The sequence below is a fragment of the Neptuniibacter marinus genome (genome assembly GCF_965223595.1).
GTDB classification, from domain to species: domain Bacteria; phylum Pseudomonadota; class Gammaproteobacteria; order Pseudomonadales; family Balneatricaceae; genus Neptuniibacter; species Neptuniibacter marinus.
Genome location: NZ_OZ245004.1, coordinates 172584 through 195969, shown reverse-complemented (window position 1 = coordinate 195969; position 23386 = coordinate 172584). Strand labels below are relative to the sequence as shown.

Sequence of the window (23386 nt, the reverse complement as noted above, 5' to 3'; positions counted from 1 at the left end):
AAGTTATTGTAGTGGCTGGTGAGTGAATTACCAGCTTAATACTTTTCTTCATTGGGTATAGTTATCCAGAATGTAAAAACACTACCCTTATTGGGTTTGCTTGATACAGTGACGGAACCTCCCATCATTTCGGCATAGTGTTTTGCTATAGCCAGTCCTAGCCCGGTGCCTCCATACTTGCGTTTTACACTTCCGTCGACCTGTTTGAACTTATTAAATACTTGAGCAAGCTGTTCTTTAGGAATACCTATTCCTGTATCGGCGACTTCCCAATAAATTTTATTTTGCTCCAGATAGCACTTAAGAGAGATCTCTCCCTGCTCTGTGAATTTGCAGGCATTTGATAATAGGTTGAGTAATATTTGCTGAATCTTTTCTTTGTCTACATTTAAGTAAAGATCCCCAGAAGGGTGGTCGATGGTGAAACGATTTTTATTTTTTGCGGCCAGTGGACGTATAGTATTTTCAGTCTCTTTGATTAGATCGGTGAGTGAGCATTGCTGTGCGCTCAGATCCATTTTACCGGCTTCACATTTAGCTAAATCTAAGATGGCGTTAATTAGGTTTAAAAGCCGCTGTGAAGAATGTAAGGCTGAATTAAGGTCCTCAACTTGAGTGTCAAATTCAGGATGTATTTCAAGCTCTTCTGTAACCAATTCAATATAACTAGTTACAGCTTGTAGAGGAGTGCGTAGTTCGTGACTGATATTGGCGAGGAACTCCGATTGAGTCCTCATGGCAACTAATGCTGTATCACGCGCGGCGACTAGTTCATGAGTACGGACTTCAACTTCAGATTCAAGGCCTGTGTTTAATTCTATGAGCTTGTTTTCTTGCTGCTCTAAGGAGTTCATCATGGCATTGAAGCTTCTCGCCATTTGTTGAACTTCTCTAGGCCCTTCGATTTCTGCAACTAGATGATCGCCTGAGGTTTGTGCCTCATTCATCGTTTCAGATAGTTGGGAAAGGGGGCTTGTTAGATGACGAAGTCCTCTATTTAAGAGCCAGATTAACAGTATGGATATGATTAACGTGACGAGCAGATTGTAGATGATGAGGTTATTAATCAGCTTAACAAGGGACTCTTTGGACACTTTAATCATAACGTAACCAAGTAGCGATTTTGTATTGTTCTCTAAACTGAATTCTTGAGCACCGCTATCGTTGCTTAATGGATCGGTATTTTCCAAGTAGACGGGGGCGGCAATAAACCAAGCGCTTCCTGTATTTTTGACTGTCGTGGCGGCGTTAATCGGGAACCAAAGATCTAAGTCGGAATTTTTCCAATCGACATCCCCTTGCTTAAGCAATAGATCTAGGCTGTCTGAGAAAATAGCGACACCAGTAACATCGTTGAAGCCTAGTACCTGGGATAGAGCGTCATGTGCATTTTCTTTGCTTGCAGTGATCAAGGAGAGCACGCTGAGATGGGCTAAGTTATCAGCTATGCGTAATGAATTTTGCTGCAGAACTTGTCGGGATTGATTATACGAGACCCATACCGCGGTGACTGAGCTGGTAATAGAGAGTAGGCAGATAGATACAATCAGAAACAAGAGCAGTTGCTGCCAAATACTTTTATGTCTGTGTCGACCAAAAAATATCATCTATATGCCCTAAAATCCGGATTGAGGAAAAGTCTGATAAAAAGAGTTTTTCATTGTTGCGTTATATTCTAAGCCTAAGTGGGAGGCGGTTCTCAAGTTCACACCCACTTGTCGAGTTAGGGATAGTTCTACACCAGGACCTTTCTCTCCCTTCTTCATATTTGCCACCATACGGGCCAAACGGGAACCATCCTGCATATTGTCGGGGAAAAGGGTAAAAAGGAAACCACGACGGACATGGCCTGGTTTACTCGAGAAAACGACAAAGTTTCTATCCCATGATTCGCGCAGTAATAGGGGCAATATGACGTTTTGGTTAGCAGTAGTTGTATCTAACGGCAACCAAATAGCGTCGGTAAGGCTGTTTGCTTCTTGGAAAATTTTTTGATAGCGCTCAATGGCTTCACTTAAATCAGCAACTTTTGCGGTGATCAGCTTTAGCTTCTTTTTGGCGGCTGCTCGTTGTGCTTTTTCAATTAGCCATTGACTTTGGTCTGTGTATACCACGTGAATTTGGCGAGTGTTTGGCGATAGTATTTTTAATTGATCAAACAGGTTTGCAGGATCGGCGATTAAGCTGACACCAGATATATCGTTGGGTTTTATGGGTAGAGCCCCTGTAACAAAAGGGTATTTTCCTCGGAGGATCTTGTTGTATGCATAGCCCCTACGCCCTAATGTGATGACTCGGTCAATACCATCTGTTTCCATTTTTTTAGTAGGGCATCGGGCGCTAGCGGTTTATCTATAGAGTATTTAATTACTTTCCCTGCATGCTGAGCCTCAACCCCTTCAAGTATTTGCTCAAAAACCTGTTGGTAGGGTGGTGGCAGATCGGGGTATATAACCGCGAGCGTTGCAGCCGCTAATGGATAGCTGAAAAAGGTTAAGCATAAGGCTATACAGGACAAGAGCCATCGACAGATGAGTTGTTTAGGTCTATAAAAAATCCGTTTAATTCTCGCCATAAGCAGTGATTGGTCTGTATCTATTTTGTATAAGATTTAGAGGGAGGAAGGTAAAATTTAGATGGTCTTAATTGCTTCCTATGGAGCTAACGAGCACTTTTTACCAAGTATAACCTGAATTGATATTGATCTCGATAGGTAGGTTTAACTGTGCAGATAAACCAAGGTAAGGGAGCTTTATGCTGGAAAAAATTGTGTCTATTTTTGCATGGTAAGATCAGGCTATGGTTGAGATAAATGAGGATGATCTATCTACAGGCCTTGTCTGCTTTATTAGGTTATATGGTGTAAGAGACCCTCTGCGACACTGAAAATCAGAGGGTCTTTTGGTGACTATTTATAAGCCGATGATTATAAGCTAATCAGGTTTAAAATTTACCGTTGTTGTTTTTCCATGTGTCTTTGGTTGGTATTGCTTCGATGGTGTCCCAATGCTCGGCGATCTTTCCGTTTTCTACCCGAAAAAGGTCATAAAAGGATGTGTGCTGCTCTGCGAAACTGCCTTCGCTCACCACTAAAACAAAGTTTCCTTCTCCCAAAACGTGGTGGACTTTTTCATACTTCATCTGAATACCTTGTTTTGTAAGGGCTTCCAATGCCGCCCCTAATCCAGATAAACCATCGGCAATACTAGGGTTGTGTTGAATATAGTGATCACCATTAAAGTAACTTTGTAGTTTGCTCATTTCGCCATTGAGTAAAATATCAGTCACAAAGTTTGTAACGAGCGTTTTGTTGGCTTCACTTTTGTTATGGTCTGTTATCTCTAGAGCACCGTCGATCATAGTGCGACCACTCGGGTTTGTAGTTTTCGGAGTCTCTTGCAGGTTATCCCAATGTTCAACAATTAAGTCATCTTCAAAACGGAAAATATCAAAACCTATTTTAGGTCCAAAGAAATTATACTCCGTATGGGTGAAAACATAGTTACCGTCTTGGAATGCGCGGACTGTATTTACCTCCGCTGAGTTTGCCGGTAGGGCAGCTAAGACCGCACCGAAACCGCTTAAACCATCGGCAACTGCTAAGTTGTGTTGTGTGTATTGGTTAGGGTTTATATAGGAGACAGGCTTTGATTCATTTGTCTCTATGCTTTTAAGCAAGTCGACCACTTTTTGTTTATAACTCATTTGCGTTTCTCCTGTTTCTGCCATTGTGTTGGATACACATGTAGTGGCGAGTAATCCGGCGATTGCCGTGCAGCGTATGGTTTTGATCATTATTGTTTTACTATTTTTTAGGTTCATGTGGGTTATGTCCAAATAAGATAGAAACCGCTATTAGCTCGTGGTGTATTTATGTCTAGTTCTCTTTTTCTTTAGCTATCTTCTTAGAAATAGTGCCTTATGGAGAGGTAGCTATATTGTTTATAATGATCAAAATCGAGCGTTTATTAAAAATATGTGATTTGGGAAAGTGATGGAGCCGATTAAACAGACCTCATTTGAAAATAAAGAACTAACCGCTTTAGGTATTGAGCCTATTCGGCTGGAAGATATGCGTGATAAGTTGCCAGCGGTTGCCGAGCGGCTTGAGTTTTACATATTGATATTAGTGACAGCAGGTAGCGGCAAGCATAGTGTGGATTTTGTTGAGTATGGGTTATCGACGGGCTCATTGCTGTTTGTGCGCCCAGGTCAGGTTCAGGAGTGGAGTGATTATGCTGAGTTAGATGCTGAAGTGGTGTTGATTAATCCTAAGTCGTTACCTTATGGCGATAATATGTATGCAGCGGATAGCAGCTTACTGGCACTTGATCGTTGGCAGAATTGCACCTTATTACCTAGCTCGCTTTATGATGACTTATTGGCTGCATTGTTAAGACTAAGGCGGGATTTTACTGCTTTTAATGGCTCCCAGTTGGATATTGCGTTGGTGAGGCATGAAGTATTAAGTATTTTGCTTCGTTTAGCCCGTTGGCAGGATCAGCTCTCATCAATGGTTAGCCTGCCTAGTCGATCACAAAAGACATACCAGCTTTTTATTCAGTTGTTAGAGCAACAATATACTGCGCAGCATAGTCTGAATTATTATGCGCAGCGTCTAGGTTATGCACAAAGTACTTTAAGTCGCGCCTGTCTAAAATATGAAGGGGTCTCTGCAAAAGTAGTTATAGATCGTCGTATTGCTTTGGAGGCACAGCGAATTTTAGCGCATAGTCGTGCATCGGTGGCTGAAGTGGGGTTTTATCTAGGTTTTAGTGAGACGACGAACTTTATCAAATTCTTTAAACGTGTACTTGGCACAACCCCAAGCGTTTTTCAGCGAAATGCTCGGGGAAATCATAACCCTAATCCTATATAGAATAGGGCTGTTTTTTTATATAGTTTGTAGATTTGCAAACCCAACCACTAACCATTTACTCCCTTCATAGTCGAAATTCACTTGCACTCGAGCTTTAGCACCAGACCCTTCAAAGTTTAGCACTGTACCTTCACCAAACTTACTGTGGTTAACACGTTGCCCTAGCGCCAGATTTGTTTCGGGAATTTCACTGCTACTGAGTGAGTTACTACCAAATAGACTACTGCCAGAATCATTGTAGCGGCTAGTCATTGGCCGACTAACGCTAGCGTTGAGGCGCACCTCCTCAATCAGTTCATTTGGAATCTCTTTAATGAAACGAGAGGGGCGGTTGTAATTATCTTGGCCATGTAAACGGCGTGATTCCGCATAAGTGATGTAGAGCTTTTGCATAGCGCGGGTAATCCCGACGTAACAGAGGCGGCGCTCCTCTTCGAGGCGGCCAGGTTCCTCGATAGACATCTTGTGTGGAAAGAGACCTTCCTCAACCCCCGCTAAGAAGACTTGAGGGAATTCTAAGCCTTTGGCTGAATGTAAGGTCATTAACTGGACACTATCTTGGAAATCATCAGCTTGGGTGTCGCCGGAGTCTAAGGCTGCTTGATCTAAGAATGCGGCGAGTGGAGAGTTAAACTCCTCATCCAAAAACTCATCCCACTGACTGTTAAACTGCTTGGCAGCGGTGACGAGTTCCTCTAAGTTTTCGATTCGGGACTGGGCTTTTTCGCCTTTCTCTTTTTTATGGTGTTCAACCAAACCTGCATGTTGAATCACATGTTCTGTTTGTTCATGGAGCAGGGTGTCTTCGGTGTCTTGTGCCATTTGGTTAATTAAATCGATAAATGACTGTAGAGCATTGGTGGCGCGAGCGGGCAAGCGTTTTAGCTCTACAATCTCATTTGATGCGCGCCACATCGAGATCGATTGGCTACGGGCATGTTCACGAATGATTTCCACCGTACGTGTACCTATACCGCGTGTAGGCACATTAATAACACGCTCCATGGAGGTATCATCATCTCTATTGTTAAGTAAACGTAAGTAAGAGAGGGCGTTTTTAATTTCTAAGCGTTCATAAAAGCGTTGGCCGCCATATATACGATAGGGAACACCACTGCGAATCAGTGCTTCTTCAAGTACCCGGGATTGAGCATTAGAGCGATAGAGAATGGCACATTCTCTACGCACATTGCCGTCTTGCACCCATTTGCTAATCTGATCGACGATAAAGCGTGCTTCATCTTGCTCATTAAATGCAGAGTAGAGCGAGATAGCTTCGCCTTCGCCTGCATCGGTATGGAGTTCTTTCCCTAGACGGCCTTGGTTATTACGGATGACTTCATTGGCTGCACGTAGAATTGTTTCAGTCGAGCGATAATTTTGTTCAAGTTTAATGGTTTCTGTGCCGGGGAAATGGATAGAAAGATTTTGAATATTTTCTATCTTTGCGCCACGCCAGCCATAGATGGATTGGTCATCATCGCCTACTGCCATTAGTTTACGTTGCCCACCGCATAGCATCTGTAACCATGCATATTGGATGCTATTCGTGTCTTGAAACTCATCTACTAAAATGTAACGAAAACGCTCCTGATAGTGAGCGAGTAGCGCAGGGTTTTTATCTCTTAGTAGTTCCAGTGAGCGTAGTAATAGCTCGCCAAAATCTATCATACCGCCTCGTTCACAAGCGGCTTCATAGGCTTGATACATGGAAAGCATATTTCGATCAGTTGGATCGTTACGGGGCTCTATATGTTTTGAGCGTAAGCCTTCATCTTTTTTATCGTTGATGTACCACTGGAATTGGCGCGCTGGCCAGCGCTTATCATCCAAGTTCATCTCTTTTGCTAGACGCTTGATGACACGAAGCTGGTCATCGCTATCCATAATTTGGAAGTTTTCTTGTAACCCTGCATCTTGCCAGTGAGCACGTAATAAACGATGGGCTAAACCATGGAACGTGCCAACCCACATGCCTTGTGGATTAATGCCGAGCAACTCTTCTATACGGCCACGCATCTCTTTGGCGGCTTTGTTGGTAAAGGTAACAGCCATAATCGAGTAGGGTGACATCTTTTCGATCTGAATAAGCCATGCAATACGATGGACCAGTACGCGAGTTTTACCAGAACCTGCGCCAGCAAGGACAAGGAGGTTCTGTACGGGCGCTGTTACGGCGCTACGCTGGGCATCATTTAGCGAATCGATTATATGGGTTACGTCCATTGCTACTCTTCAGTCACTGTATAAATAATCAGTGAAGGATTATAACAGTTGCTATGGAGTTTAATAGTAACTAAGGGGGATGGATGAGATGAATTACCTTAATGCATAGAAGGTTAAAGCCCCTGTAAGATGAAAAGATCTATATACAGGGGGGGCTGGCGTAAATTAGTCGGGCAATTGGCTGGGGTGTTGGCGCCTGAATAGTAAAATTCGTTTGAGCTCATCAGGATCTTTTAGTTTTTGTTCACTATTTTGATCTAACCAAGGAATGAGTCGCGAGAGCCAAAAGCGCATGGCGGCGGTACAGCTCAGCACTGCCCAAGCTTCTCGGTCTCCTTCAGTGAATGGGCGAGCTTCATTGTAAGCCTTGAGTAGAGCCTCCTCCCGTTGGTGGTCAATTGAACCGTCGGGGTTGCTACACCAATCATTAGCAACAATCGCTAGATCGAATAACAGAAAGCCGGTAGCTGCGTTGTATAGATCTAATACAGCGCTGACATCGGTTCCCTGAAAAAGCACATTGTCATGGAATAGGTCACCGTGAATTGTGCCTACTTTTATATCACTCGGGTTATCTCTAAGTTGATCAAAGCGTTGTACTTCCTCTTTTAATAACTTTTGGTCACCCGTCGATAGCTTAGGTGCAATCAGCTCACTTTCTCGACGCCACCAGAAAACACCGCGGTGTGCTTGCCGTTTTAAATAGAAGTCGGCGGCGGCAACGTGGAACTCGCCTAAAACTTTACCAATAGCCGCACAGTGTTCCGCTGTTAACTCTGATTGACCAACATGTTCGCCGTAGAAGCGAGGTTGGATGGCTGCTGGACGGTTTTTTAATTTTTTAAGGCCGATACCATTACGATCATGTATCGCAAAAGGCACATCTATATCTCTATCGGATAACCATTGGCAAAGCTCGACAAAGTAGGGAAGCTCTTCATAATCGAGCTCTTCAAAAAGAGTAAGCACATACTCCTTTTGTATGCCTTGCTTTTCCAGGGATAGGAAATAATTGGTATTTTCAATACCGCCTTCAATACCCTTAAAGTTGACCAAAAAACCAAGATCAAAATCGCGTAGAAATTGGTTCAGATCATCTTCATGTAGTTGTGTATAAACAGCCAAAAGTGTTACTCAAATAGTGGTTAGTGATTGCTGTAATTACCAGCGGAATAGCACCCATTTAGGGATTAACATTTGCGACGCTTCTTGGCGGATAAAATTGCCTTCACCCGGTGCAGGCACTAGGTAATATTCTTTGCCCTGTTTTGGAACCACTTTAATCTCTTTTAATTCACCGTTTATGCGGTACTCGTAGTAGGTTTTATCTGAATCATTGTAGATAGTGATCTGTGGCTCATTTTCATCTACAAGGGGAGGTACTTCCGCTTGTGCGAGAGGTGTAATTAATAGTAAAGCAGCTAATAGTAGCTTTTTCATAACGCTTCCTTCTTTAAATATATGAAGACTTCTTCTTTAGGCGATTTAATTTATCGACTATGATCAGTCCCTGATGATAACTAACTCGGGTTTACAGATGAGCGAACAGCGCCAAATATCCAACTCTCCTCTTATTCTAGTCGACGGCTCCTCGTATTTATACCGCGCTTTTTTTGCTTCTCAGCAAGCAGACTTAAGAAATTCAGCTGGTGTGCCTACTGGAGCGATCCGAGTGGTCACTTCTATGCTAAAAAGCCTGATTAAGCAGTATCCAGATAGCCCTATAGCTGTCATCTTTGACGCAAAAGGAAAAACCTTTCGTGATGATATTTATAGCGACTATAAAGCGCAACGCCCGCCGATGCCAGATGATCTTCGCAGTCAAGTAGAACCAATTCACCAGATAGTGAAGGCGATGGGTATGCCTCTGATTGTAGAAGATGGAGTTGAAGCGGATGATGTTATTGGAACGCTTGCCCATCAAGCAAGCCAACAAGGCGTTGATACGATTATTTCTACGGGCGATAAAGATATGGCGCAGCTCGTAAATAAGCATGTCACGCTCATTAATACCATGACCGATACATTAATGGATGTTGATGGTGTCAATGAAAAATTTGGTATTCCACCTGAACTCATCATCGACTTTCTCGCATTAATGGGGGATAAGGTGGATAACATACCAGGGGTGGCTGGTGTTGGTGAAAAAACGGCACTGGCGCTCTTGCAGGGTATTGGTGGCATTAAAGACTTATATGAAAACCTCGATAAAGTTGCTGATTTAGGTTTCCGTGGTGCAAAGACCATGGCTAAAAAACTAGAAGAGAATAAAGATAAAGCGGAACTCTCCTATCTATTGGCAACGATTAAGCTTGATGTTGAGTTACATGAAACTATATCGGACTTTAAAAAGCCTGAACCTGACACTGAGGCTTTAATAAAACTCTTCGAAGAGTTCGAGTTCCGTTCCTGGCTTGTAGATCTTCAATCCGGAGGTGGAGCTTCTGCTGAGTTAGTTGCGGAAAACAGTGCGATGCCAGTAGCGCCTGAAAAAGTTGAATATGAAGTTATCTTTGAAGAATCGGAATTAGATCGTTGGATTGAAAAGTTATCCACAGCTGAATTGTTTGCTTTTGATACAGAAACCACCAGTTTGAACTATATGGAAGCTGAGTTGGTAGGCGTTTCTTTTGCGGTTGAAGCGGGCTACGCGGCTTATGTTCCTGTTGCACATGATTATATGGGAGCGCCTGAACAGATTAGTCGTGAGCGCTTGTTAGAAAAATTAAAACCTTTATTGGAAAGCAGTGAGCATAAGAAAGTAGGTCAGCACATTAAATACGACATGAATGTATTGGCTAATTACGGCATTGAGATGCAAGGTATTGCCTTTGATACAATGCTGGAATCTTATGTGCTCAACTCGACCGCATCGCGCCATGATATGGACAGTTTAGCCGATCGTTATTTAGGTATTAAAACGGTTAAGTTTGAAGATATTGCCGGCAAAGGTAAAAAACAGCTGACATTTAATCAGATTGAACTGGAACAAGCGGGCCCTTACGCCGCTGAAGATGCGGATGTTACCCTGAGATTACATCAAGCAATTGCTGCGCAACTTAGCAAAGATGAAAAGTTATCTAAGGTCTTTTCTGAGATTGAAAAACCATTAATTTCTGTGCTTTCTCATATAGAGCGTAACGGCGCTTTAGTAGACCCTAATGTGCTAGGGGAACAAAGTATTGAACTGGCTGCTCGCATGATTGAATTGGAGCGGGAAGCCTACGAGATTGCAGGTAAAGAATTTAATTTAGCCTCGCCCAAGCAGCTTCAGCAGATATTGTTTGAAGAACAAGAAATCCCTGTCATTAAAAAGACGCCAAAAGGGGCGCCGTCTACAGCGGAAGAGGTGTTGCAAGAGCTAGCACTTGAATACCCGCTCCCTAAATTGATCTTGGAGCATCGTAGTCTAAGCAAATTGAAATCGACCTATACCGACAAGCTGCCGTTGATGATCAATCCACGTACTCAACGTATCCATACCTCCTATCACCAAGCGGTGACTGCGACAGGACGGTTATCTTCAACGGACCCGAATCTACAGAATATTCCTGTTCGTACACAAGAAGGGCGCCGAATTCGTCATGCTTTTATCGCGCCTGAAGGGTATAAAATTGTTGCTGCGGATTACTCGCAAATTGAGCTGCGGATTATGGCGCATCTATCGCAGGATAAAGGGTTGTTAGAAGCCTTCTCTAAAGGAGCCGATATTCATAGTGCGACGGCAGCGGAGGTATTTAAGGTTGAACTCAGCGAGGTAAGCAGTGATCAGCGACGTAGTGCTAAAGCGATCAACTTTGGCTTAATCTATGGGATGTCGGCTTTTGGTTTAGCTAAGCAGCTCGGCATTAGTCGCAAAGAGGCAGGACTATATATAGAGCATTATTTTGCTACCTATCCTGATGTGCAGAACTATATGGATGATGTGCGTGTTAAGGCGCAGGAGCAGGGTTATGTAGAAACCTTATTTGGCCGTCGGTTATATCTTCCTGAGATCAAAGCTAAAAATGCGATACGTCGACAAGCGGCAGAGCGAACCGCGATCAATGCACCTATGCAGGGAACAGCTGCCGATATTATCAAACGGGCAATGGTATCTGTGGATAATTGGTTAGCGAGAGCTGATTATGATGTTCGTATGATTATGCAGGTGCATGATGAGTTGGTCTTCGAGGTACGTGAAGATCAGGTTGATGATTTTGTGGGCGAGGTAAAGCGGCAGATGACGGGAGCTGCTGATTTGGATGTACCACTCTTAGTTGAAGCCGGCGTAGGTGATAATTGGGAACAGGCTCATTAAATTTATATTTAGATTGAACTATTGCTATAAACAAGCGTCACAGATTTAGAGCTATATTTTTTACATTTATTCTAGCTGTAGCTCTTTCCAGCGAGTATGTATTAAAGCCCTGCGGTATCAGTCGTTACTCTTTTAACGATTCCCAGGGCTCTTTTTTGCCTTCTAAATCTCAGCTATTCCATTTCAGGTTGATCATTCTCAGGTAGAAGCCAGCTATCTAACCGCTGACGAAGTTGATCAACATTTTGCTTTTTCAGTGCGGAGAATGTTTGCACTGTCACAAGGTCACCTAATACTTCACTAAGTTCCTTGCGGATTTTTAGCAGTGTTGATTGAGCGGGCCCTTTCTTTAACTTGTCAGCTTTGGTCAATAATACATGTAATGGCATATGGGAGGATTGGCACCAGCCGATCATCATGTGATCGAACTCTTTCATCGGATGACGTATATCCATAACTAATACGACTCCTTGCAAGCATTGACGCTTTTGCAGATATTCATCAAGATGTTGCTGCCAATGCTGTTTCATCTCAATGGGGACTTTAGCGTATCCGTAACCTGGTAGGTCGACGATACGTAAATCTTCAATATTGAGATCGAAAAAGTTTATTAACTGGGTTCGGCCAGGTGTTTTTGATGTGCGGGCTAATTTCCCGTTGTTTGTAAGTGTGTTAATCGCGCTAGATTTGCCCGCATTTGAGCGGCCAGCAAACGCAACTTCGGCGCCTACATCTTCCGGACACTGATGTAATTTTGCCGCGCTTTTATTAAATCGTGCGCTGTTATAGTGAACGGTTAATTGATCTGATGACATATTTTGGGCCGCTTTTTTGGTAATCGCTACTAAAGGAACAGAGATTGTCGTTCCAGTTTGTGTGGATATTGGTTTATAATTGCGCCAATTTTACCTGCGATCAGGATTTAGCTCTAGTCTGCAGGGAAGTGAGGATAACATTGGTCAACGTAAAACTATTAGTGTTTTACATAGATCAAACATAATTTTAATCAAGAGTCTGGGTTCGTCGATGAATAAACTACTGATTAGCTTGCTTGTGACCATAGGTCTTACTGGTGTAGCTCATGCGGCAGGTGATGCCGCTGCAGGAAAAGGCAAAACGGCTGTGTGTGGAGCTTGTCACGGTGCTGACGGTAACAGCGCTATAGCAAACTTCCCTAAATTAGCAGGTCAGAATGAAGCTTATCTGATCAAACAGCTTAATGAAATTAAAGCAGGCACTCGCCCAATTGTGGAAATGACAGGCCTACTTGATGCGTTAAGTGATCAAGATATAGCTGATATCGCTGCTTACTTTGCAAAACAGCAAGGTACAGTAGGACACGCTGCCAAAGATTTAGTTGAGCAAGGCGAGAAGATCTACCGTTCCGGTATTGCTGCTAAAGGTGTTGCTGCTTGTACAGCATGCCACGCTCCAACAGGTCAAGGTAACGACCAAGCTGGTTTCCCTGCTATTGGTGGACAGCACGCTGCATATACAGAAAAACAGTTACATGCTTTCCGTACAGGTGAACGTGCTAACGATCCTCAAGGTATGATGCGTGATACCGCTGGTAAACTAAGCGATGCAGAAATTAAAGCAGTTGCTAGTTATATCCAAGGACTGAGTAAATAAATTCAGTTCGAGTTAAAAAAAGGCAGCGTAATGAAGTGACCCCCAATAGTTGGACAACCAACTCTGGGGGTTTTTATGGCAAAGTACAGCAGAGCATTTAAAATTGCTGCAGCTAAACAATACCTTAACGGTACATCTTCCCTATCATTGGGAGCTGAACTAAACGTTCCCGCTTCTCTGATTCGTTACTGGACTCAGATTTACCGGTTTCATGGTGAGACCGCTTTTCAACCTCCCATCTCCCCTTATTGCGCACAAGATAAACTTCGCATGCTTAATAAAATGTGGGCAGAACAATGGTCTTTAGGTTATACAAGCGCATACTACAATCTCGTATCCCCTGGTACTCTCTATGTTTGGCAGCGCCGCTATAGGTCTTCAGGCATAAAGGGATTAGAACCCAGTAAACGCGGAAAAACGTTTATGACACAACAGTCGTCACCCCCTCAGTCCTCAAAAATTAGTGAGATGACGCCCGAGGAAATGCAAAAAGAGCTTGAATACCTTAGAGCGGAGAACGCTGTTCTAAAAAAGTTAGATGCCTTGTACCTGAAAAAACAATCTCAAACCAAGAGAAAGCGTTAATCGTTCAGGAACTCAAGGCGACATTTAAGCTGACGCTTCTTTTGAAAGCGTGTGAGTTATCACGCAGTGTCTTTTACTATCAGTGTCAGGCGCTGCAGAAGCCTGATAATTACGCTCGAGAGAAAGTAGTGATTCGTCAAATTTTTGATGAACACAAGGGACGTTATGGCTACCGACGGATTCTATTGGCATTACGGGCTTTCGATATATGGTTAAATCATAAGACGGTACTGCGTCTGATGACGGCGCTGAAATTAAAGTCGATCGTTCGTCCTAAGCGCTATCAGTCCTATAAAGGCGATATAGGAAAAGGAGCACCACATGTACTGCAGCGTAATTTTGATGCGCAGAAGCCTAATGAGAAATGGGTAACGGATGTCACAGAATTTAATGTTAAAGGCCAAAAGATTTATCTGTCTCCAATCATTGATCTGTTTAATCGGGAAGTAGTGACGTATAGGACAGCAAAGTCTGCACGTTTACCGTTAGTTACAGATATGCTTGAGGAGGCCGTTGAGGGGCTTAAAGAGTGTGAGTGTCCGATATTTCACAGCGATCAGGGTTGGCAGTATCGAAATCCACTGACTCAGAAAATTCTTTCTGAGAGAGGTCTTACACAGAGTATGTCAAGAAAAGGGAACTGTTTGGATAATGCGGCCGCCGAAAGCTTTTTCGCCGTACTCAAAACAGAGATGTATCATCAACAAGAGTTTAAGAATGCAGACGACCTGATAAATCAGATCGACGAGTACATCGAGTATTACAATACAAAACGTATTAAAGTAAAACTAAAAGGCCTGACTCCGGTTGAATACCGCAAGCAGGCCTTATTAACAGCCTAATAAAAAAGTGTCCAACTTTATGGGGTCACTTCAGTAAGCTGCCTTTTTTTGTAGATGTTTTTCTGACAAGATGGAACTTTATCGTCTGCTGTTATGTCTATTCTTAATTCAGTTGATTGTTCGGAGCATAAAATAGAATGAAAAAAATTGGCTTTATATTGATCGCTTTGTTTTTGCCGTTACTTGTTCAAGCAGAAGATTACCGTGAGGGTGTGCACTACGTTAAGTTAACAACGCCTGTACGCACGATTGATCAGAGTAAGGTAGAAGTGGTTGAGATGTTTGGTTATCCATGTCCCCACTGTAATAGCTTCGAGCCTTACATTAAAAACTGGAACAGTAATCAAGCGGATGATGTGAACTTTGTTCGTATCCCTGTAGTTTTTGGGCGTAGCTGGGAGCCGATGGCACGTGCTTTTTATGCATCAGAGCTTATGAAAACGTTAGATAAAACGCATGAAGCTACTTTTCATGCGATTCATGTTGAGCGTCGTCGCTTTTCTGGTATGAATGACTTTTCTGAGTTTTACGCAAATTTAGGCCTTGATCGTGGCCAGTTTGATAAAATGTATAACTCCTTTGCGGTTAACATGAAGCTAAAGCAAGGCGACTCTAAGCTGCGTGGTTACGGTGTTGAAGGTGTACCGGCAATGATTGTTAATGGCAAGTATCGCATTAGTGCTCAGATGGCGGGTGGTCAGCAAGAGATGTTAAAAGTAGTGAATTTCCTAATTGAGAAGGAACGCTCCGCAGCCGAGTAAACCTAAAGATTTAAAAAAACGCCCTTCATGGGCGTTTTTTATATCTGTTTGCTATAAGCCCTAGTGCGAATTAGTTAGTTAGACTAACATAAGTTCAGACTGGATTTTTGGTTTCGATGTCCTGGGGATTTAGAGTGGCAGAAGAAAAAGTTGATTGGAAAAAGAAATATAGGGAATTGACTCAAGAGTTGGAACAACAAGAGCGCAAAAGTGCCGATGTTGAGAGTCAGCTGCGTCAACTTGCTAGCTATTTGACGGTTGCCCTAGAAGGGGAAAGTCCGCAGTTTGATACTGAATTATCCCAGTTGAAGCCTCTACTGCAGAAAGCGTGTATGGAAAACCTATCTGCTTTGAGGCAAACGACCAAACGTGTTGAAAAGCAAGTTAAAAGTAGAGTTGAGGTTAAGGATAAGCAAGCGCAAGAGGTTGTTGCTGCACTGTTAAAGTGGGTACGCATGTTACGTACCCAAGTACAAAGTAGCGGTGCCCAGAATGTTCTTGATTCGCTTGAAACTCGAAGTCATGACATCAATGATAAAATTTATGGGCTGCCGGGTTTACTTGATGACTTGATTGAGTTGCAAAGTCATGTTGAGAGCGGCAGTGAGGGTGATACGGCTTTTGAAAAGAGTCATTTCTCTTTAGACAACACCGCCTCTACCGATGCGCTCGGTGACGAAGTTCGCATACTGTTAAAACATATAGGGACCGAGCTTCTTGAGCTTATAAGTGGGCTTAGCGTTCCGAAAGAAGATGCGCCTGATGCACGAGAGTTAGTTCAACGTATTGAAAAAGGTTTTGAGCTGCCCCATTTACCTGAGATAGTTCACCTTATTGTTCAATTGGTTATCAAGTCGACTAGTAATACTAGCGATGATTTTGAAAATTATTTAGTAGAATTAAGCTCTAGATTGACCGAAGTTCAGACCTTTGTTGTGGATAGCCGTCAAGAGCAGCAAGAGATTGGTCAGAATCAGCGAGAGCTTGACCAGCAAGTGCGCCAAGATGTTAAGCAACTGAACCATACGGTTAAAAATACGAATGATTTAAAGGATCTCAAAAACGCGGTCTCGTTTCAGTTAACCGGTTTGATGCGAGCAATGGACAGCTTTAAAAAGAAAGAGGAGGAGCGTGAAAGTCGGTTGCAAGGTCGATATGAGGATCTAATCTCAAAAGTTGATGAGATGGAGCAAGAAACCCGCAAGGTGAAAGCTCATATGGAAGAGGAGCGTCTGCGCGCAAGGACTGATCCGTTGACTGGCTTACCAAACCGTGCCGCGTATGATGAATATATTGTCCAAGAATATGAGCGTTGGTCGCGCTACCGTACGGCGTTTACTGTTGTTGTTGCGGACCTAGATCTTTTCAAAAGTGTAAATGATAACTTTGGACATCTTGCCGGTGATAAGGTTTTACGTTTAGTTGCTAAGGTTATTACCAAAAGTATTAGAGTGACTGACTTTGTTGCTCGTTATGGAGGTGAAGAGTTTGTTATTATCCTTCCCTCAACATCGGTCACTGAAGCCGTGCAGGCGATGAATAAACTAAGGCTTTCATTGGCGAAAAGCCCATTTAATTTTCATGGTAAGCCTGTTGGGATTACAATGTCTTTCGGGGTGACTGAGATTAAAGAAGGTGATTCTTTAGAGGAAGCTTTTAACCGCGCTGATGCGGCGCTGTATCAAGCTAAGGACGATGGTCGTAATTTAGTCCGAGCTAACTAGCGTCTGTCTTTGTTGTATTAATATAATTTTTAATTAAGGTTCCTCTGCTGTGAAGCGTCTTTCACGTATTCTAAGAATAGTCCAAGTGTTTGCTCGTTATCGTCTTGATACGATATTTTTAGGTTTGTCTTTACCTTGGTACGTTCGTATTTTATTTTGGTTATTACCTTGGCGTTTGTTTATTCGCGCATCTAAGCCGGAAGCGGTTCGTATCCGATTGGCTTTAGAGGACTTAGGACCTGTTTTTGTTAAATTTGGTCAAATGCTTTCCACTCGCAGAGATCTTCTTTCTGATGAGCTCGCGGCAGAATTGAAAAAGTTACAAGACCGAGTACCTCCTTTTTCCGGCCCACAAGCCCAGAGTTTAATTGAAACGGCATTGGGGCAGCCGGTATCGGAGCTGTTTAGCTCGTTTGAGGTTGAACCATTGGCGTCGGCATCCGTTGCGCAAGTTCATGAAGCGACTATGTTTGATGGGCGGGATGTGGTTGTTAAAGTTATCCGTCCGGGAATTAGCAAAACGATTAGAAAAGATGTAGATCTCTTATTTACCTTAGCTCGCCTTGTACATGGCGTTTGGGCTGAGGGACGGCGTCTTCGCCCTGTAGAGGTTGTAGCTGAATATGAGCAAACTATCTTTGATGAGTTAGACCTGCGTAAAGAAGCTGCGAATGGTTCACAGCTACGACGTAACTTTGATAATAGTGATATTCTCTATATTCCCGAAATTTACTGGGATTTCACCCGTTCAAATGTGCTCGTTATGGAGCGTATCCACGGTATTCCAGTGGCCGACCTTGAACAATTAGCGGCTCAACATACAGATATGAAGTTGCTTGCAGAGCGGGGCGTAGAGATATTTTTCACTCAAGTGTTTAGAGATAGCTTCTTTCATGCCGATATGCACCCAGGCAATATTTTCGTTTCTCGCAACAACCCTTCGAAGCCCCAATATATAGCGGTGGATTTTGGGATTATTGGTTCGTTGACACCGGAAGATCAAAGTTACCTTGCACGAAACTTTTTAGCTTTCTTTAAAAGAGATTACCGTTTAGTTGCTCAACTTCATGTGGATTCAGGTTGGGTGCCTGCAGATACTAATGTTGATGCATTTGAAACAGCGATTAGAAGTGTCTGTGAGCCTATATTTGAAAAGCCATTAAAAGAGATATCTTTTGGGCAGGTTTTACTTGGACTGTTTCAGACTGCACGGCGTTTTAATATGGAAGTGCAGCCACAGTTGGTATTGCTCCAAAAAACATTGTTAAATATCGAAGGGCTAGGCCGACAGCTTTACCCCGACCTTGATCTATGGAAAACCGCAAAGCCTTTCCTGGAAAACTGGATGAAAGAGCGTATGGGGCCGAAAGGCGTTTACCGCACTATTAAGCAGCAAGCCCCCGATTGGTTAGAAAAACTTCCTCATATGCCGCAACTTGTCTTTGATGCTTTAAATCAGGTGCGTAATTTAGATAATATTAGACTAAGGGATCTGCGTGCTTATCAACAAGCGAAAGATGAGTTAGAGGCTAAGAGTAAGCATCGTACCTATCTAGCGATACTTTTTATTGGCGGTAGTGTTATTACAGCGAGTCCAGAACTACAGGTTTGGTTGTGTGAGTTACCTGTAAGTAGTTGGCTTTTGGCTATTTTGGGTGGTGCACTTTTATTTAAACGAGATTAGGCTATCCCTCTGGGTATGGTGGAAGTAATATTGTTCGGGTATGCTTCCGCAACAAAAATTAGCATAGATAAAAGAGCGATATGAGATGAGTGATGTATTAACTCAGCTGGGCAAGGTATTAGAAGAGCGGAAATCTGCATCTCCAGATAGTTCATATGTCTCAAGCTTACATGCGAAAGGTTTGAATAAAATTCTTGAAAAAGTGGGCGAAGAGGCGACCGAAACTATACTGGCTGCAAAAGATGCGCAGGTTAGTGGTGATAACAAAGATGTTATTTATGAAACAGCCGACCTTTGGTTTCATAGTCTAGTTGTGTTGTCACATTTAGGTGAGAATCCTCAGGTAGTATTAGATGAATTGGCGCGACGCTTTGACCTTTCTGGCTTAGAAGAAAAAGCATCGAGAGTAAAAGGCTAAGGTCTATTTGATAAATTAAGGTGATCTTATCGCCTCTGATTTCACGACGGAGAATAACAATGGGTTTAGGCGGTATTAGTATTTGGCAGCTTCTGATTGTTCTTGCCATTATTGTTTTGATTTTTGGTACTAAAAAATTCAAAAATATTGGCAGTGACTTAGGTGGTGCAGTCAAAGGCTTCAAAAAAGCGATGAGTGATGAAGAAAAAGCTCAGGAAGAAGCTGATAATAAACAGTTAAAGCAGGATGATGCCGATTTTACTGATGCGAATAAAGCAGATGTAAAAGAAGAACAGAAAACTGATAAATAGTTGGCCACGATAAATGTTTGATATCGGTTTCGCCGAAATATTGATTGTTGCGGTCGTCGCATTGGTTGTTCTGGGTCCAGAAAAGCTGCCGTCTGCTGTACGGACACTCGGCCTCTGGGTGAGTCGTATTCGGCGTACCGTCGGTGCTATTCAATCAGAGATAAGTGAAGAGCTTAGAATTGATGAGGTAAGAAGGGCGACATCGATTAAAAAAGATGAACTAGAAAAAGAGTTGAACGATATGCGCCAGCCGTTTGGTGTATTGGATGATGATTCACCTATTGCGGCAAAAACGACATCGCCTGAAGAGTTGAAGGAGTCAGAAGGGACGTTAGCAAAGACTGATACGGTAGCCGGTGACGAAATGGGCAAGGTTGATAAGTAATGAGTAATCAGCAGAAAGCCTCAGAGAAAGATCAAGAGTTGCCTTTAATTAGTCACCTTGTTGAGCTGCGCCAGCGATTAATGTACGTATTATTAATCATCTTTGGTGTTTTTTTAGGGTTGTTCTATTTTGCCAATGACCTTTATACCTATCTATCTACACCCCTGACTGCATTGCTGCCGGAAGGCACTAGCATGATAGCAACCGATGTGACTTCGCCATTTTTTGCGCCATTCAAGTTGACGCTTGTTGCGGCAATTTTTGTAGCAATGCCTTTTATATTGCATCAAATCTGGGGATTTATTGCGCCGGGCCTCTATCAGCACGAAAAGAAATTTGCTGTCCCTTTGCTGGCTTCTAGTATTTTTCTGTTTTATGCAGGCATTGCCTTTGCTTATTTTGTTGTATTTCCACTGATCTTTGGTTTCTTTACCAGTGTTGGGCCGGAAAATGTGGCAGTGATGACGGATATCAGCAGTTATTTAAATTTTGTTCTAAAGTTATTCTTTGCATTTGGTATTGTTTTTGAAATACCTATAGCCACCTTATTGTTGATCTGGTCAGGTGCGGCCACCGTTAAAGGGTTACGGAATAAGCGTGCCTATGTGATTGTTGGCTGTTTTGTTTTAGGTATGTTGTTGACGCCGCCAGATGTGATTTCGCAAAGTTTATTAGCATTGCCTATGTGGTTGCTCTTCGAAGCTGGAATTATCTTAGGTGTTATTTTTGTGAAACCTACTAAAGATGAAGAAGATGGCGACGCTGACGATAGCGAAGAAAAAAGCGATGATGATGAAGACGATGATGACTATACGTACGAAGAAGATTTTGAACGGGCAGTGAGAGATATGAAAGATTAAGAACCCCTCTGTTTAATTCAAGAGAATACTCGGGTGCCGCTTATGTAACTAAGCGGCATTTTTGTATCTACAACAGAGTTTTTAATTAAACTGATCACGGGCTAATCAGTTTTCTGATTATTGCCTGTTTATTTAATCTTTTTGCCTTTATTTCACAGTTTTTTAGTTTTGCCTGTTGACGTTGTTTGGGAAGTGTCTATAATTCGCCGTCCTTGCTAAGGGAGGCCTGCAAAGCAGCGCTGAATGACCTAAGTAAAGGTTGAATTAACTCCTTGAAAACCTTTGGTTTTGTTGGATTTGGTTTGAAGGTTTTAGAGTTGATTGTTGTGTCGGAATTGATTGCGAATTAATTCAGAAAAACACAAAATAACGGTTGACTTTGAAGCGGCGCAAAGTAGAATATGCGCCTCGCTTGAGACGAAACGCTTCGCAGCGTTAGGTTGGTTCCAAGCAACGCTCTTTAACAATTTGATCAGATAATTCGTGTGGGCGCTTGTTGAGATGAAGCAAATAGCTTTATTTTCTAGACAAGCAACCAAGTGAATTCATTTAAAACGATTTACAATAGGTTTTGCATTTTCGAATGCAATCCGGTTGTTTAGTACTAGAGCCGTCACCATATTCCTGGTGACACTATATGATTTAAACTGAAGAGTTTGATCATGGCTCAGATTGAACGCTGGCGGCAGGCCTAACACATGCAAGTCGAGCGGTAACAGATCTAGCTTGCTAGATGCTGACGAGCGGCGGACGGGTGAGTAACGCGTAGGAATCTACCCAGTAGCGGGGGATAAGCCAGAGAAATTTGGTCTAATACCGCATACGCCCTTCGGGGGAAAGCAGGGGCTCTTCGGACCTTGCACTATTGGATGAGCCTGCGTGAGATTAGCTAGTTGGTGAGGTAAGAGCTCACCAAGGCGACGATCTCTAGCTGGTCTGAGAGGATGATCAGCCACACTGGAACTGAGACACGGTCCAGACTCCTACGGGAGGCAGCAGTGGGGAATATTGCACAATGGGGGAAACCCTGATGCAGCCATGCCGCGTGTGTGAAGAAGGCCCTAGGGTTGTAAAGCACTTTCAGTCGTGAGGAAAGGTGTGTACTTAATACGTGCATACTGTGACGTTAGCGACAGAAGAAGGACCGGCTAACTCCGTGCCAGCAGCCGCGGTAATACGGAGGGTCCGAGCGTTAATCGGAATTACTGGGCGTAAAGCGCGCGTAGGTGGATTGGTCAGTCAGATGTGAAAGCCCAGGGCTCAACCTTGGAACTGCACCTGATACTACCAGTCTAGAATACGGTAGAGGGTAGTGGAATTTCCTGTGTAGCGGTGAAATGCGTAGATATAGGAAGGAACACCAGTGGCGAAGGCGACTACCTGGACCGATATTGACACTGAGGTGCGAAAGCGTGGGGAGCAAACAGGATTAGATACCCTGGTAGTCCACGCCGTAAACGATGTCTACTAGCCGTTGGAAGACTTGATCTTTTAGTGGCGAAGCTAACGCGATAAGTAGACCGCCTGGGGAGTACGGCCGCAAGGTTAAAACTCAAATGAATTGACGGGGGCCCGCACAAGCGGTGGAGCATGTGGTTTAATTCGACGCAACGCGAAGAACCTTACCAACTCTTGACATCCAGAGAAGTTACTAGAGATAGTTTCGTGCCTTCGGGAACTCTGAGACAGGTGCTGCATGGCTGTCGTCAGCTCGTGTTGTGAAATGTTGGGTTAAGTCCCGTAACGAGCGCAACCCTTGTCCTTATTTGCCAGCACATAATGGTGGGAACTCTAAGGAGACTGCCGGTGACAAACCGGAGGAAGGTGGGGACGACGTCAAGTCATCATGGCCCTTACGAGTTGGGCTACACACGTGCTACAATGGCCGGTACAGAGGGCTGCGAACCTGCGAAGGTAAGCTAATCTCATAAAACCGGTCGTAGTCCGGATTGGAGTCTGCAACTCGACTCCATGAAGTCGGAATCGCTAGTAATCGTGGATCAGAATGCCACGGTGAATACGTTCCCGGGCCTTGTACACACCGCCCGTCACACCATGGGAGTGGATTGCACCAGAAGTAGCTAGCTTAACCTTCGGGAGGGCGGTTACCACGGTGTGGTTCATGACTGGGGTGAAGTCGTAACAAGGTAGCCCTAGGGGAACCTGGGGCTGGATCACCTCCTTAAACGAAAGCCGAATCTTGGCAAGCGTTCACACGAATTATCTGATCAGAAAGTGAAGAGAGCGAATTAGTTCTAACCGATTGAAGGCTTGTAGCTCAGCTGGTTAGAGCGCACCCCTGATAAGGGTGAGGTCGGTGGTTCAAGTCCACTCAGGCCTACCACTTTTACTGGCAAAATCTTAAGTAAGTGGTCAGTTAGAACTGAGAGTAAAGACGCTCAGCTGGTTAGAGCGCACCCCACTCTTTATAAAAGAAAGGGGGGTGAGGTCAGTGATTCAAGTCCACTCAGGCCGATCCATATTGCATCACTCTACAACCTGCTAGGCAGAATACTTACGCAGTCATTTTTGCTTTAGACAAGGCGCACGCTGGAGCGAGCGAAGACGTTACCCTCAATGGGTAATAACTGAGCGAGCGACGAGTGCAACGCCGTATAAAGTGAAAAGGACAAGTAAGGGGCTATAGCTCAGCTGGGAGAGCGCCTGCTTTGCACGCAGGAGGTCTGCGGTTCGATCCCGCATAGCTCCACCATAACTCTTCAGTCTAAGGATTAAGAGTTTTAAAACATAGCTCAATTAGTGAAGATTGTTTACTAAG

General features: G+C 43.5%; 20 protein-coding genes, 2 tRNA genes and 1 rRNA gene. 15 read left to right on the top strand and 8 right to left on the bottom strand.

Going from position 1 to position 23386, the window contains the following annotated elements; all coding sequences use genetic code 11:
- Positions 1-35: 35 nt before the first annotated feature.
- The 4 genes from ACOQOE_RS00895 to ACOQOE_RS00880 all read right to left on the bottom strand — a co-directional run bounded on the left by ACOQOE_RS00895 (position 36) and on the right by ACOQOE_RS00880 (position 3705).
- Positions 36-1607 carry an ATP-binding protein gene (locus ACOQOE_RS00895; protein WP_420554687.1) on the bottom strand — a complete coding sequence of 524 codons (1572 nt, stop codon included), beginning with the start codon at positions 1605-1607 and terminating at the stop codon, positions 36-38.
- Between the two features lie 9 nt (positions 1608-1616).
- The gene (locus tag ACOQOE_RS00890) at positions 1617-2318 is read right to left on the bottom strand and encodes an ABC transporter substrate binding protein (RefSeq protein WP_420554686.1); all 702 of its coding nucleotides are present in this window, start codon (positions 2316-2318) and stop codon (positions 1617-1619) included.
- A complete protein-coding gene (locus ACOQOE_RS00885; RefSeq protein ID WP_420554685.1) occupies positions 2282-2575 on the bottom strand; it encodes a hypothetical protein in 294 nt (97 codons plus the stop codon). Before ACOQOE_RS00885 ends, ACOQOE_RS00890 begins: the two co-directional genes overlap by 37 nt.
- A 368-nt stretch (positions 2576-2943) precedes the next feature.
- Positions 2944-3705, bottom strand: coding sequence for a nuclear transport factor 2 family protein (locus ACOQOE_RS00880; RefSeq protein ID WP_420554684.1), 762 nt, complete (start codon positions 3703-3705; stop codon positions 2944-2946).
- Positions 3706-3994: 289 nt separating this feature from the next.
- Between ACOQOE_RS00880 and ACOQOE_RS00875 the strand changes: the two genes are divergently transcribed.
- Positions 3995-4879, top strand: a complete 885-nt coding sequence (locus ACOQOE_RS00875; RefSeq protein ID WP_420554683.1) for an AraC family transcriptional regulator — start codon at positions 3995-3997, stop codon at positions 4877-4879.
- Between the two features lie 15 nt (positions 4880-4894).
- Here the strand turns inward: ACOQOE_RS00875 and uvrD are convergent, their stop codons facing one another.
- From uvrD to ACOQOE_RS00860, 3 genes are all read right to left on the bottom strand, one after another.
- Positions 4895-7105: a DNA helicase II gene (gene uvrD, locus ACOQOE_RS00870; RefSeq protein ID WP_067869115.1), complete on the bottom strand. Its 2211-nt coding sequence runs from the start codon at positions 7103-7105 to the stop codon at positions 4895-4897.
- Between the two features lie 165 nt (positions 7106-7270).
- The gene (locus ACOQOE_RS00865) at positions 7271-8230 is read right to left on the bottom strand and encodes a homoserine kinase (RefSeq protein WP_420554682.1); all 960 of its coding nucleotides are present in this window, start codon (positions 8228-8230) and stop codon (positions 7271-7273) included.
- Between the two features lie 36 nt (positions 8231-8266).
- Complete coding sequence (locus tag ACOQOE_RS00860; RefSeq protein ID WP_067869122.1) at positions 8267-8545, bottom strand: DUF2782 domain-containing protein; 279 nt, start codon at positions 8543-8545, stop codon at positions 8267-8269.
- A 97-nt stretch (positions 8546-8642) separates the two neighbouring features.
- Between ACOQOE_RS00860 and polA the strand changes: the two genes are divergently transcribed.
- Positions 8643-11405, top strand: coding sequence for a DNA polymerase I (polA, locus tag ACOQOE_RS00855; protein ID WP_420554681.1), 2763 nt, complete (start codon positions 8643-8645; stop codon positions 11403-11405).
- A 173-nt stretch (positions 11406-11578) separates the two neighbouring features.
- Here the strand turns inward: polA and yihA are convergent, their stop codons facing one another.
- Complete coding sequence (gene yihA / locus ACOQOE_RS00850) at positions 11579-12220, bottom strand: ribosome biogenesis GTP-binding protein YihA/YsxC (protein ID WP_067869125.1); 642 nt, start codon at positions 12218-12220, stop codon at positions 11579-11581.
- Positions 12221-12431: 211 nt separating this feature from the next.
- Here yihA and ACOQOE_RS00845 point away from each other — a divergent pair, with 211 nt between their 5' ends.
- The 13 genes from ACOQOE_RS00845 (at position 12432) to ACOQOE_RS00785 (ending at position 23320) form a co-directional block, all read left to right on the top strand.
- Positions 12432-13037, top strand: coding sequence for a c-type cytochrome (locus ACOQOE_RS00845; RefSeq protein WP_067869128.1), 606 nt, complete (start codon positions 12432-12434; stop codon positions 13035-13037).
- Between the two features lie 75 nt (positions 13038-13112).
- Positions 13113-13622, top strand: a complete 510-nt coding sequence (locus ACOQOE_RS00840) for a helix-turn-helix domain-containing protein (RefSeq protein WP_420554680.1) — start codon at positions 13113-13115, stop codon at positions 13620-13622.
- Positions 13598-14464 (top strand): IS3 family transposase, encoded by an 867-nt coding sequence (locus ACOQOE_RS00835; RefSeq protein WP_420555455.1) that lies wholly within the window; start codon positions 13598-13600, stop codon positions 14462-14464. Before ACOQOE_RS00840 ends, ACOQOE_RS00835 begins: the two co-directional genes overlap by 25 nt.
- A 137-nt stretch (positions 14465-14601) precedes the next feature.
- Entirely contained in the window at positions 14602-15225 is a 624-nt protein-coding gene (locus ACOQOE_RS00830) for a thiol:disulfide interchange protein DsbA/DsbL (protein ID WP_420554679.1), read from the top strand.
- A 134-nt stretch (positions 15226-15359) separates the two neighbouring features.
- Positions 15360-16949: a diguanylate cyclase gene (locus tag ACOQOE_RS00825; RefSeq protein WP_420554678.1), complete on the top strand. Its 1590-nt coding sequence runs from the start codon at positions 15360-15362 to the stop codon at positions 16947-16949.
- A 49-nt stretch (positions 16950-16998) separates the two neighbouring features.
- On the top strand, positions 16999-18633 hold the full coding sequence (gene ubiB, locus ACOQOE_RS00820; protein ID WP_420554677.1) for a ubiquinone biosynthesis regulatory protein kinase UbiB: 1635 nt from the start codon (positions 16999-17001) through the stop codon (positions 18631-18633).
- Between the two features lie 85 nt (positions 18634-18718).
- Positions 18719-19051 (top strand): phosphoribosyl-ATP diphosphatase, encoded by a 333-nt coding sequence (locus ACOQOE_RS00815; protein WP_067869140.1) that lies wholly within the window; start codon positions 18719-18721, stop codon positions 19049-19051.
- Positions 19052-19110: 59 nt separating this feature from the next.
- The gene (gene tatA, locus ACOQOE_RS00810; protein WP_067869143.1) at positions 19111-19362 is read left to right on the top strand and encodes a Sec-independent protein translocase subunit TatA; all 252 of its coding nucleotides are present in this window, start codon (positions 19111-19113) and stop codon (positions 19360-19362) included.
- A 13-nt stretch (positions 19363-19375) separates the two neighbouring features.
- Positions 19376-19747 (top strand): Sec-independent protein translocase protein TatB, encoded by a 372-nt coding sequence (gene tatB / locus ACOQOE_RS00805; protein WP_067869146.1) that lies wholly within the window; start codon positions 19376-19378, stop codon positions 19745-19747.
- Positions 19747-20607 (top strand): twin-arginine translocase subunit TatC, encoded by an 861-nt coding sequence (gene tatC / locus ACOQOE_RS00800; protein ID WP_420554676.1) that lies wholly within the window; start codon positions 19747-19749, stop codon positions 20605-20607. The genes tatB and tatC overlap by 1 nt, the downstream gene beginning before the upstream one ends.
- 644 nt (positions 20608-21251) lie before the next feature.
- A 16S ribosomal RNA gene (locus ACOQOE_RS00795) occupies positions 21252-22792 on the top strand.
- Between the two features lie 82 nt (positions 22793-22874).
- Positions 22875-22951: transfer RNA gene (locus tag ACOQOE_RS00790), tRNA-Ile, on the top strand.
- Positions 22952-23244: 293 nt separating this feature from the next.
- Positions 23245-23320 (top strand) — tRNA-Ala (locus ACOQOE_RS00785).
- The last annotated feature ends 66 nt before the right edge of the window (positions 23321-23386 follow it).